Origin of the sequence: Methylophilus flavus, assembly GCF_042678905.1 — a bacterium.
Lineage (GTDB): Bacteria > Pseudomonadota > Gammaproteobacteria > Burkholderiales > Methylophilaceae > Methylophilus > Methylophilus flavus.
Genome location: NZ_JBHTLN010000007.1, coordinates 316220 through 328903, shown reverse-complemented (window position 1 = coordinate 328903; position 12684 = coordinate 316220). Strand labels below are relative to the sequence as shown.

General features: G+C 48.9%; 7 protein-coding genes. 3 read left to right on the top strand and 4 right to left on the bottom strand.

The genetic code is table 11. The annotated features are described in order from the left end of the window. A partial coding sequence (locus ACFQ2T_RS14630; RefSeq protein WP_379035746.1) for a M10 family metallopeptidase C-terminal domain-containing protein occupies window positions 1–3881 on the top strand: 3881 nt, incomplete at its 5' end. 7 nt (window positions 3882–3888) lie between these two features. On the opposite strand, the gene mfd is transcribed toward ACFQ2T_RS14630, so the two are convergent. Continuing rightward, window positions 3889–7281: a transcription-repair coupling factor gene (gene mfd, locus ACFQ2T_RS14625; RefSeq protein WP_379035744.1), complete on the bottom strand. Its 3393-nt coding sequence runs from the start codon at window positions 7279–7281 to the stop codon at window positions 3889–3891. Between the two features lie 172 nt (window positions 7282–7453). Here mfd and rpiA point away from each other — a divergent pair, with 172 nt between their 5' ends. Both rpiA and mltF read left to right on the top strand, forming a co-directional pair. Next, on the top strand, window positions 7454–8128 hold the full coding sequence (rpiA, locus tag ACFQ2T_RS14620; protein WP_379035742.1) for a ribose-5-phosphate isomerase RpiA: 675 nt from the start codon (window positions 7454–7456) through the stop codon (window positions 8126–8128). 19 nt (window positions 8129–8147) lie between these two features. Then, the gene (gene mltF, locus ACFQ2T_RS14615; protein WP_379035740.1) at window positions 8148–9617 is read left to right on the top strand and encodes a membrane-bound lytic murein transglycosylase MltF; all 1470 of its coding nucleotides are present in this window, start codon (window positions 8148–8150) and stop codon (window positions 9615–9617) included. Window positions 9618–9634: 17 nt separating this feature from the next. On the opposite strand, the gene serS is transcribed toward mltF, so the two are convergent. Genes serS through ACFQ2T_RS14600 form a run of 3 tightly spaced genes read right to left on the bottom strand, consistent with a single transcriptional unit; the run spans window position 9635 to window position 12681 of the window. After that, window positions 9635–10909: a serine--tRNA ligase gene (gene serS / locus ACFQ2T_RS14610; RefSeq protein WP_379035738.1), complete on the bottom strand. Its 1275-nt coding sequence runs from the start codon at window positions 10907–10909 to the stop codon at window positions 9635–9637. 40 nt (window positions 10910–10949) lie between these two features. Continuing rightward, on the bottom strand, window positions 10950–11312 hold the full coding sequence (locus tag ACFQ2T_RS14605) for a GxxExxY protein (protein ID WP_379035736.1): 363 nt from the start codon (window positions 11310–11312) through the stop codon (window positions 10950–10952). Between the two features lie 58 nt (window positions 11313–11370). Next, window positions 11371–12681, bottom strand: a complete 1311-nt coding sequence (locus ACFQ2T_RS14600) for a replication-associated recombination protein A (RefSeq protein ID WP_379035734.1) — start codon at window positions 12679–12681, stop codon at window positions 11371–11373. Between the last annotated feature and the right edge of the window lie 3 nt (window positions 12682–12684).

The following is a 12684-nucleotide window of genomic DNA, read 5'->3' as shown; positions in this document are numbered from 1 at the left end:
CTGGCAATAATATCCTCGATGGCAAAGGCGGCAATGACACTTTGGCTGGGAAGAAAGGTAACGATACCTACATCATTGATAATAGCGGTGTCACAGTCACTGAAGACGCTAATGAAGGGATTGACCAGGTCAATGCCAGTGTCAGCTATACATTAGCTGCTAACGTTGAGAATCTGGTACTGACAGGTAATGGCGACATCACCGGTACAGGTAATGAGTTGGCGAACACCATCACTGGCAATGCCGGAGACAATATCCTGGATGGCGGTGCTGGCGTAGACAAACTGATTGGCGGCCTTGGTGACGACATTTATAAGGTTGACCTTGCACTTACAGGCACTACCGCTGCTAACTTTAAGGTCTCCCTGCAGGACACTATCACCGAAACAGCTGTGGCTAACTCTGGTATTGATACGGTACAGCTCAGGCTGCTGGCAGGCACTGACTACAGCACCATGGCTAACGCCACTACCCTCACCCTGGGCGCTAACCTCGAGAAGCTAGATGCTTCAGCAACCGGTTTAACCAAACTAAACCTGACCGGTAACGCACTCGCCAACACCCTCACCGGCAATGATGCAGATAACATCCTTGATGGTGGTGCAGGTGTTGATATCTTGCAAGGTGGCAAAGGAGACGATACTTACATCCTTGATCTCAAAGTTACAGGTACAGGCATCTCTGCCAATGTGAACACTTTCGATGACTCCATCATTGAAACCAATGGCAGCACCAATGGTGTCGATACTATCAAACTGCGTGGGGCAGCTACGCTTGCTACAGCTACTACACTGACCCTGAATGGTGACTGGATACATATTGAGAATCTCGATGCCTCTGCCACAGGCAAAACCAAACTGGACCTGACAGGCAACAGCCTGAACAATACACTGACCGGTAATGCCGCCGCTAATGTACTGAAAGGTCTTGGAGGTAATGATACTTACATCGTTGATAACATTAACGATGAAGTCAACGAAAATGCCAGCGAAGGTACAGACTTGGTTCAAGCCAGTGTCACCTACACGTTAGGTGCTAATGTCGAGAACCTGGAACTGTTAGGCACGGCTGCCATTAATGGTAATGGCAATAGCCTTGTAAATACCATCACAGGTAACGCTGGCAATAATATCCTCGATGGCAAAGGCGGTAATGACACTTTGGCTGGGAAGAAAGGTAACGATACCTACATCATTGATAATAGAGGTGTCACAGTCACTGAAGACGCTAATGAAGGAATTGACCAGGTCAATGCCAGTGTCAGCTATACATTAGCTGCTAACGTTGAGAATCTGTTACTGACAGGTAGCGCTAACATCAACGGCACCGGTAATGAGTTGGCAAACACTCTCACAGGCAATGCAGGTAACAACACCCTCGATGGCGCGCTAGGCATAGACAAACTTGCAGGTGGACTCGGGAATGATACCTATCTCGTTGACCTGATCCAGACAGGCACTACGGCTGCTGCTTTCAGGGTCGCGCTGCAAGACACTATCACTGAAGCTGCCAATGCAGGCAATGACACCGTCAAGCTACGTGGTGACTTTAATCACATTAATACAACCACCCTTACCTTGGGCGTTAACCTCGAGAATCTCGATGCCTCAGCTACAGGCACAACCAAGCTTAACCTCGCCGGTAACGCACTCGCCAATACCCTCACAGGTAATGATGCAGATAACATCCTTGATGGCGGCGCAGGCGATGACATCCTCATTGGGGGATTGGGAAGTGATACGCTAAAAGGTGGTAGCGGGACTGATTATTTCAAATACTCTAGTACTTTGGATTCCACGTCTAATGGAATGGATATCATCACTGATTTTGCACAGGGTGTTGATAAAATTGACCTATCCGAACTTGATGGTGGTCAGATAGCTTTGAGCTTTGCAAGCACAATATCCACAGCCAACTCCATTTGGTTTAGTCAATCGTCTGGCATTACATTTGTATATGTAGATACTAGCGGCGATACAACCGCTGATTTTCAAATACAACTAACAGGAAATATTAATTTTGTAGCAAGTGACTTTGTATATAACAATAGCCAAGTCAATCATTTATTTACAGAATTTGATGATGAGATAAACCTAAACTCAATCAATATCAATAGATATAACATTACCTATATTTATAATGCACTGGCAGGCAATGACATCGTTACCCTCCCTGATAGCTATACTAGAGCAGCATTGTTGAATTATGACCCTACTCAAGTATTTCATGGCGGAGATGGTGAAGATACTATTTTGGGAGGTAGTCTAGACGATATCATTTCCGGGGATGATGGAATTGATACATTAGCGGGAGGACTGGGTAGTGACACGTATATTGTAGACTTAATTCAAACAGGCACAACCGCTTCTACTTATAGAGTCGCCCTGCAAGATACCATTACTGAAACTTCTGTCGCAGGCTCAGGTACCGATACTGTCAAGCTACGTGGTAGCTTCGACCACCTCAATGCGACTACTCTAACCCTGGGCACCAATCTTGAGAATCTCGATGCCTCAGAAACAGGGGTAACCAAACTGAACCTTATAGGCAACGCACTCGCCAATACTCTCATAGGTAACGATGCAGATAACATCATCGATGGAGGCGCAGGGAATGATTATTTAGTTGGCGGCAAAGGCAGTGATACATTATATGGTGACGCGGGGGATGACACGCTCAGAAGTGGCGATGGCTTAGGTATTGACTACGCATATTTGGATATTCTTCACGGTGGTGAAGGAAACGACATTTATATTATTAGCGGTTACGAAGGAGAATATAGGCCTTCAAAAGTTATTGAAACACTCTCTGTTGCGGCCGGGGGTGGTATTGACACGGTATTTACTAACTATTCATACGCGCTTCCACAATATGTTGAAAACTTAACATTTGATAACCAAATCAGAACAGCCGGCTACACCCTGAGAGGCGTTGGAAATGAATTAAACAACATTTTACAAGGTGATATAAACAGTAATTTACTTATTGGCGGTGCTGGTGACGATATTATTGATGGGGGCATCGTTACGTCTTTAAGTGGCGGGGGCAGCCAAGAGGACTCTCTCTATGGTGGTTTAGGCAATGATAAATTGTATGGTCAGGATGGCATGGATGTGTACTACATTAATGGCTCGGTAGAACACCAAGTAGCGGAAATTTTTGACAACAGTCCGATTAACACATCTTCAGCAGCTAATCTTCTTTATTTCAATTCGAGCATCGAAAACGATACATTGCGTTTATTTTCCGGCGACACTGGTGTGACACATATTTATATCCAGAAAATGCTTTTTGACCTTGAACAAGTAGATGGTATTAAACGTCTTGTTGATTATGCAATCTCAGATGCTTCTTCATTAAATGTTGATGCTAGTGCAATAACAAATAAGGTGGAAATTTTTGGTAACCGTGGCGACAATGTCTTAATCAGCTCCAGCTTTAATGATTTGATCAATGGTAACTCGGGAAACGACACTATCATTGGAGGAGCTGGCTCTGATAGCCTGTATGGTGGATTGGGAGCCGACACTTTCAAATGGAATCTTCATGATAATGGGCTTACAAAAGACCTTTCAAAAGCTACGGATACAATTTTTGATTTTGAGCTAGCTGAAGGAGACAAGCTAAACTTGAAAGATCTGCTTATTGGAGAAACAAAGGATAATATACTTCAGTATCTTGATGTAGTTACGACACAATATGGTGAGACCCAAATTCGAATTAGTTCACACGGCGGATTTACAGCAGGTAACTATAATTCTGCGAATGAAGATGGGCGTGTCATTTTATTCAATACCGACATTTTCAGAGACAGCAGCACAAGTACTGAAGCTGCGCTTATTCAGCACATGATCAATAACCAATCACTGCTCATTGATTAAATTTATTTTAGGAAAACTGGCTCAATAACTCTTTAACTACCGAAGTTTTATGAGCCAGATTACCGATCTGTATCGTCATTCGTAACTTATCCGGCCCGTTCATGCGGCAGCGTTTGTCGCGTTGCAACAGGTTTATCAGCTTCATCGGGTCAATATCGGCTTTGACATTGAACTGTAACTGGATGGCAGCATCGGAAGCATCTACCTTGATAATGCCCAATGGTTTGGCGGCAATCCGCAGGCGGTGGCAAGCGATCAATGCTTCGCCAGCTTCCGGCAGCAAGCCGAAGCGGTCTATCAGCTCTTCCTGCATCACATCCAGCGATTCGTCGTCTTCACAGTTAGCCAGGCGTTTGTAGAGCACCAGGCGTTCATGCACATCCGGGCAATAGTTGTTTGGTAACAATGCTGGCGTATGCAGATTGATTTCTGTCGTCACACCCAAAGGCGCATCCAGGTCTGGCTCTTTGCCGGCTTTCAACTGTTTCACCGCATGATTTAGCATATCTGAATACAGGGTAAAACCGATCTCCTGCATCTCTCCGCTCTGGCTATCGCCAAGCAACTCGCCTGCGCCACGGATTTCGAGGTCATGCATCGCGAGGTGGAAACCGGCACCCAGGTCTTCCAGCAACTGGATCGCGTCCAGACGCTTTTGTGCTTGGGGAGTGATGGTGCGGTGCGGATCTGTAAGCAAATAGGCATAAGCCTGGTGATGGCTACGGCCGACGCGGCCACGCAGCTGGTGCAATTGTGCCAGGCCGAACATATCTGCCCGGTTAATGATCATCGTGTTGGCGGTCGGTACGTCGATACCGGTTTCAACAATCGTGGTACACAGCAATAAATTGGTGCGTTGCTGGTAGAAGTCACGCATCACGTGTTCCAGCTCGCGTTCACGCAATTGACCGTGTCCAATCGCAATCCGCGCTTCAGGTAAAAACTTCTCCAGTTTTTCCTTCATCACATAAATGGTATCCACTTCGTTATGCAGGAAATACACCTGGCCGCCGCGCTTGAATTCGCGCATCACCGCTTCGCGGATAATGCCTTCTGAATATTCGGTATGGAAGGTTTTAATCGCCAGCCGTTTTTGCGGTGGCGTGGAAATCACAGAGAACTCGCGTAAGCCTTCCATCGCCATGCTTAAGGTGCGCGGGATGGGTGTCGCGGTAAGCGTGAGCACATCCACCTCGGCGCGCAAGGCTTTCATCTGCTCTTTCTGACGCACGCCGAAACGGTGCTCTTCATCGAGGATCGCCAGACCCAGATTCTTGAATTTCACGTCTTTCTGGATCAGCCTGTGCGTGCCAATAATGATATCGATACTGCCATTTTCCAGGCCTTTAAGCGCCTCAGCTTGTTCTTTGGCGGTGCGGAAACGGGATATCTCGGCAATCTTAATCGGCCATTCAGCAAAGCGGTCCACAAAGTTCTGGTAATGCTGTTCAGCTAGCAATGTGGTTGGCACCAGCACAGACACCTGGCGGCCGCCCATCACTGCCACGAAGGCTGCGCGCAGTGCAACCTCGGTTTTACCAAAGCCAACGTCACCACACACCAGCCTGTCCATCGGGCGGCCGGATTGCATGTCTTTAATGACGTTCTCGATCGCTTCCAGCTGATCCGGCGTTTCTTCAAACGGGAAGCCTTCGCAGAAGGCTTCGTAATCTTGCAGACTCAGGGTAAACGCGTGTCCACGACGCGCGGCACGTTGCGCATATAAATTCAGTAATTCAGCGGCAGTATCACGGATCTGCTTGAGTGCTTTTTTCTTGGCTTTTTCCCACTGGCCACTACCAAGCCTGTGCAACGGTGCGCTTTCAGGCGGGCCGCCGGAATAGCGTGAGATCAGGAACAGTTGCGACACCGGCACATATAATTTGTCTTCACCGAAATACTCAATCAGCAACAGCTCGGTTTCGCCTTCGCCAAAATCTATATTGACCAGGCCTTTATAACGCCCTACTCCATGTTGTTCATGCACCACCGGGTCACCCAGCCGCAATTCGGAAAGGTCTTTGAGCATGCCTTCGGCATTGCGCGCTTTTTCCTGGTTGCGACGGCGTTGCTGGCGCACGGTGCTGGCATAGAGTTCAGCTTCGGTGATGACGGCTAATTCGCCATCAATAAAGCCCTGGTGTAATGGCGATACACCCAGCATGACCGGGAACTGGCTTCTTTCAAATCCTGCCCAGTCCTCAGCCAGTGAGAAAGTCACACCGTGTTCGCTGAACAGCTGTGCAATGGTTTCGCGGCGACCCAGGCTTTCAGCCGCGATTAATACACGGCCGTCAAACTGGCTGATAAATCCCTGTAGCTTATGCAATGGCTGTTCGGCACGACGGTCGACTTCAACCGGCGATAGCGTCGTGACGTTTTGTATCTGCTGATGCACCAGCGCAAATGCATGCGTCTGTTTGAAAAACTCATCGGTTTTTTGCAGCAGGGTTTCCGGCCGCAAAATCGGTTTTTCGGCATCGTAAGCCATCAGGCGATAACGGCTGTTGGCATCGGCCCAGAACGTTTGCGCGGCTTTATCCAGGTCACCATGCAGGCACAATACGGTTTGCATGGGCAGGTAGTCAAACAGGCTCGCGGTTTGCTCAAAAAATAATGGCAGATACCACTCCACACCACCGCTGGCCGTGCCTTTGCTCACATCTTTGTAAATTTTTGCGCGTTGCGGGTCGCCCTCAAAATATTCACGGAACTGGCTGCGGAACAAGGTGATGCCGGCATCATCCATAGGGAACTCACGGGCCGGCAGCATACGGATTTCGGTGACTGGATACACGCTACGCTGCGTATCAATATCAAACGTGCGTATGGTTTCTATTTCATCATCGAACAAATCAATACGGTAAGGAAGCGTACTGCCCATGGGATATAAATCCACCAGGCCGCCACGCACACTGAACTCGCCCGGGCTCATGACCTGGCTGACATGATGGTAACCCGCCTGCGCACATTGGTTGCGCAAGGCATCGACATCCAGCTTTTGGCCTTTTTTCAGCATAAACGTATGTGCTGCCAGGTAAGCCACCGGTGGCAGGCGCAGTAATGCCGTTGCAAGCGGCACAATCACTACATCGCTCTTGTTCTGGCTTAACTGGTATAGCGTAGACAGCCGCTCCGAGATTAAATCAGGGTGCGGGGAAAACACATCGTAAGGCAGCGTTTCCCAATCCGGCAGCAAATGGGCTTCGATGCCTTTCGCAAAATAGGGAATCTCATCCATCAAGCGCTGGGCTTCAAATGCATTGGCAGTTAGAATCACCAGCGGCGATTGTGTTGCTTTTAAACCACAGGCCAATTCGGCCAGCGCTTTGCTGTCTAATCCCTGACTATGGAAAGAAAAACGCTGGGGATGTCCGACGACGGGAAGTGAAACTGCCATAAAAGAATAAAATCTTATTGCTCAGGTTAGGTGAGTAGTTCTTGGCGAATCTGCCGAGTTTGCTATTATAACTGCAAGCGTCCGCTGGCTGTACCGGCATTATAATGAGGCGCTCGAGCGATAACGTTGCCTAGACTACAATCCAGGCACATTTCCGGCACGGAGAAACCATATGAACGATAAACAGGCCGTCGCGCTGGAAGCAGCCAGCTACGTCAAGAACGATATGATTGTCGGGTTGGGCACAGGTTCCACCGCAAACTATTTTATTGAGGCTTTAGCCACTCGCCAGCAACAGGAAAACCTGCGCATCACCACCGTTGCCAGCTCCAATATCAGCATGATCAAAGCCCAGTCTGTTGGGTTAACTGTGTTGAGCCTGGCACAGCTTAGCCAGATCGACCTCTACGTGGATGGTGCCGACGAAATCACCGCCGACAACAGCCTGCTCAAGGGCCGTGGTTATGACCTGGTCATGGAAAAACTGCTGGCTAAGGCAGCGAAAGAATTTATTGTGGTGGCCGACAAAAGTAAACTGGTCAGCCGCATCGGCGAAAACTATCCCATACCCATTGAAGTGATGCCGTTTGCCTGGCAAGCAGCCAAACGAAGCATTGAAGCAATTGGCGGCACTGGCGATTTACGCCCAAATGCCGCCAAAGATGGCCTCTGTATCACCAGTTATGGCAGCCTGGTGCTGGATATGCGATTTGACGCCAGCCTGGATAGTCATCAATTGAATGCCTTACTCAACAACATCCCCGGTGTGGTTGAGCATGGCATTTTTGCCAAGCTGGCAAGCAAAATATTGATTGCCGACCAGGGCAAAGTCGAGACGCGGGCTTAATCGCTTTTCTCGCCCCACAATGCGTTTTCTAAACTGTATTTCCGCGCGTCACGCATGGCAATGGGCTTTTCTTGCCTGTTTATGCAGTGTTCTGCTCGCCTGTAACGACTCCGGCAGGTCCAGGCAGCATCCCCAGGAAAAACCCAAACCAGACCCTTATACTATCCGTTTTGTCACCATCAACAGCCCTGATACCTATTTCATAGATAGCCAGAACAATTATGCCGGGCTGGAATATGACCTGGCCAAACGCTTTGTTGATTTCCTGGGACCACCTTACAAGCTTGAATTTATAGTGGTGGAGAGCTTTGATAAAGTCTTCCCTGCCCTGATGCATGGTGATGCCGATATTGCGGCGGCGGATATCAGCATTACCGCGTCACGCAAACGGCAATTCCTGTTTGGTCCCGCCTTCAATCAGGTGCAGTCCATGGTGGTGTACAACCGCGACCAGAACAGTGAACCAGGCAAGCCAGATGCACTATTTAATAAACGGATCGTGCTGCCAAAAAGCACCAGCTTCGTCGAACGCATGCGTGAATTACAGTCACAACATCCGCAACTGACCTGGCGAGAAACCGAAAAGCTCAGCTCTGAACAATTGATAGAAGCCGTGGCTCGCAATGAAATTGATTTCACGGTAGCCGATAATCATCTGCTTGCCATCATGCAATATCTCTACCCGCAACTGGATGCCGGGTTGATGCTGGGCCCGGTGGATAAAATCGCCTGGGCGCTGAATAAATTTTCCGGCGAGGAAAAGCTGAAGCAGGTACAGGCATTTTTCAAGCAAATCGAGAAGGACGGCACTTTACGCAATCTGCTTGATCGCTACTACGGCCACACTAAACGCCTGAAACAGGTGGATGTAGCGACCTTTCTGAGCAAATCCAATACATTATTGCCAAGATATACACGCCTGTTCAAAGGCGCGCAGGAAGTGACTGACATAGACTGGCGCTTACTTGCAGCGCTGAGTTACCAGGAATCACATTGGGATAATTACAGCACCTCCCCTACCAATGTACGTGGCCTGATGATGCTGACCGAGCAAACATCTAATATGATGAATGTAACCAACCGGCTGGATCCACAGCAAAGCATTATGGCCGGCGCCAAATTCCTGCTATGGCTGAAGGATAGACTGCCATCCCGTATCCCCGAACCCGACCGCACTTTCATGACGCTGGCGGCGTATAACAATGGCGTTGCCCACCTCGAAGATGCACGTATCATAGCGCAACGGCTCGGGCTCAACCCTGACAGCTGGGCGGATGTGAAACGCGGCTACCAGCTACTGAATGACCCCCAACATTATGTGAATGCCAAGCATGGTTACTGTAGCTGTGGCGCGCCGGTAATTTACACCGAGCTGGTGCGCAGTTATTACCAGATCATGCAGAAATATTACCCTGTTTATGAACCTGGCCTGGACCCCTACAAGATTGCAGATAACAAAATGCCCTGGTTGTTAGCCAGGGCAGAGTGAAAACTTACTGTTTTAGATTAAGCCGTAATCACGGTCTTGCCACTCATATATGGTCGCAACGCTTTTGGGATAGTCACACTACCGTCTGCATTCTGGTTATTTTCCAGCACCGCCACCAGCGTACGTCCTACCGCCAAACCAGACCCGTTCAAGGTATGCAGCAATTCGGGTTTGCCATTAGCATTCCTGAATCTGGCTTGTAAACGACGTGACTGGAAAGCTTCACAGTTGGATACGGAAGAGATCTCACGATAAGTATTTTGCGCCGGCAACCAGACTTCCAGGTCATACGTTTTAGCCGCACCAAAGCCCATATCGCCAGTGCACAATGAAACAACGCGGTAAGGTAATTCCAAAGCCTGCAACACGTTTTCAGCATGGGTAACCATTTCTTCCAACGCCTGGTAACTGTTTTCCGGATGCACGATCTGCACCATTTCAACTTTATCAAACTGGTGCTGGCGTATCATGCCTTTGGTATCGCGACCATAAGAACCTGCTTCGGAACGGAAGCAAGGCGTATGTGCGGTCAGCTTGATCGGCAGTGATTCCAGCGCGACGATCTCGTCGCGCACAGTGTTGGTCAAAGTCACTTCTGAAGTCGGGATCAGGTACAAATTGCTGTCATTGTGTGGTGTGACAAACAAGTCTTCTTCAAACTTGGGCAACTGGCCGGTGCCGACCAATGTCTCGCGATTCACCATGTAAGGTGTATAACACTCTGTGTAGCCATGTTTTTCAGTTTGCGTATCCAGCATGAATTGTGCAATCGCACGATGCAATCTGGCGATCTGGCCTTTCATCAAGGTAAAACGCGCGCCTGACAATTTAGCGCCAGTATCGAAATCCAGACCTAGCGGTGCACCGACGTCGGCATGGTCTTTGATTTCAAAGTCAAAACTACGCGGCGTACCCCAGCGGCGAGCTTCCACGTTTTGCGTTTCATCATTACCCACCGGCACGCTCTCATGCGGCAAGTTAGGTACATTCAGCATCAAGGCCTGCAGGTTGGCTTGTATTTCGTTCAACTGCGCTTCAGCCGCTTTTAATTCATCACCCAGTCCAGCCACCTCTGCCAGAATCGCGCTGGCATCTTCGCCTTTGGATTTGGCAATGCCGATCTGCTTGGAAGCGGCATTACGTTTTGCCTGCAAGTTTTCGGTATTGGTCTGGATGGTTTTACGCTCTGCTTCCATGGCTTTAAAAGCATCAGCAGGAAAATCGAACTTGCGCGCTTTCAGGCGTGCAGTCACATTGTCCAAATCATTTCTAAGTTGTTGTATATCTAACATAATTACCTTATTTTTTTATTAGCCACAGAGAACACAGAGTTCACAGAGAAATTCTTTTTATGCCATTCACTAGCCGAGTTTCGGCAAAGTTAATCAGCAAACCTCGTTTGAAACCGGTCAGTTTCAAGTATGAAAGCAATTGCGCTGTTGCATGCTCGGGCAGTCTGGACTGGGATTTTAGCTCAACTATGACTTCACCGAACACCAGCAAATCAAGTCTTTGCCCTAAAATCACTTCGCCTTTGTATTTAACATCAATCGCGACCTGACGTTGATAGGGGATTTTTCTGATAGAGAACTCCCTGCACATATCCTTATAAATACACTCAAGCAATCCGGCACCCAACACAATATGAACTTCAATTGCCGCACCTATAATCTGATTTGTGAGTTCATCCGACATTGCGTTTTTCTCTGTGGGCTCTGTGGGCTCTGTGGGCTCTGTGGGCTCTGTGGCTAAGCTATTTCTTAGCTTTTCTATCCAACTCTTTCAAGTGATCCAGTTTTTCGCTTATTTTACCTTCCAACCCGCGTGAAGTGGGCTGGTAAAAGGCTTGCGGCTGCAAATCATCCGGGAAATATTGCTCGCCAGCGGCATACGCATTCGGTTCATTGTGCGCATAGCGATACTCTTTGCCGTAATCCAGTGCCTTCATCAGTTTAGTGGGCGCGTTACGCAAATGTAATGGCACTGCGCGTGACTTATCCTGCGATACAAAGGCTTTAGCCTGGTTATAAGCCATATAGGCAGCATTGCTTTTCGCTGCCACGGCCAGGTAAATCACTGCATTGCTGAGCGCCAGTTCGCCTTCCGGCGAACCAAGGCGCTCATAAATCTGGATCGCTTCCAGCGCGATGGTTTGCGCTTTAGGGTCAGCCAGGCCGATATCTTCAACTGCCATGCGAACTATCCGACGTGCCAGGTATAACGGATCTGCGCCGCCATCAAGCATACGTACAAACCAGTACAGTGCTGCATCTGGGTTGGAACCGCGCACCGATTTATGCAAGGCAGATATCTGGTCGTAAAACGCTTCGCCGCCTTTATCAAACCGGCGCAATTTGCTGGCCATGCTGGATTGCAAAAAGGCATCATCAATGGTGTCTATGTTGGCAGTCAGGGCGCCATTAAACAGCCCTTCTGCAAAGTTTAGCAAGCGCCTGGCATCGCCATCGGCGTAATCTAAAATCTGCTCTTTGACCTTATCATTAATGGTAATGTCTGGCGCCATTTTGAGGCGTGCGCGTTCAAGTAATTCGGCCAGCTCATCTTCAGTCAACGCGGATAGCACGAACACCTGTGAACGGCTTAGCAAGGCGCTATTTACTTCAAATGAAGGGTTTTCGGTAGTTGCGCCGATAAAGGTAATGAGTCCGCTTTCAACAAATGGCAGAAATGCATCCTGCTGGCCTTTGTTAAAGCGGTGCACCTCATCCACAAACAGTATGGTATTACGGCCGTTTTGCTGCAATGTCAGCTCGGCACGCTCAACAGCTTCGCGGATATCCTTGATACCGGACAATACCGCAGACAAAGGCACGAATTCGGCGTCGGCCGTCTGCGCAATCAAACGCGCCAGGGTAGTTTTGCCCACGCCCGGCGGACCCCACAAAATCATGGACGGCAATTTGCCGGATTCAAATGCGCGCCGCAGCGGTTTGCCTTCACCCAGCAAATGCGTTTGCCCAACCACTTCGTTCAGGGTTTTGGGGCGCAGTTGCTCGGCTAGCGGGACTGAAGAAGGCGTTGCTGGCTCAAACAGGGAAGACATATC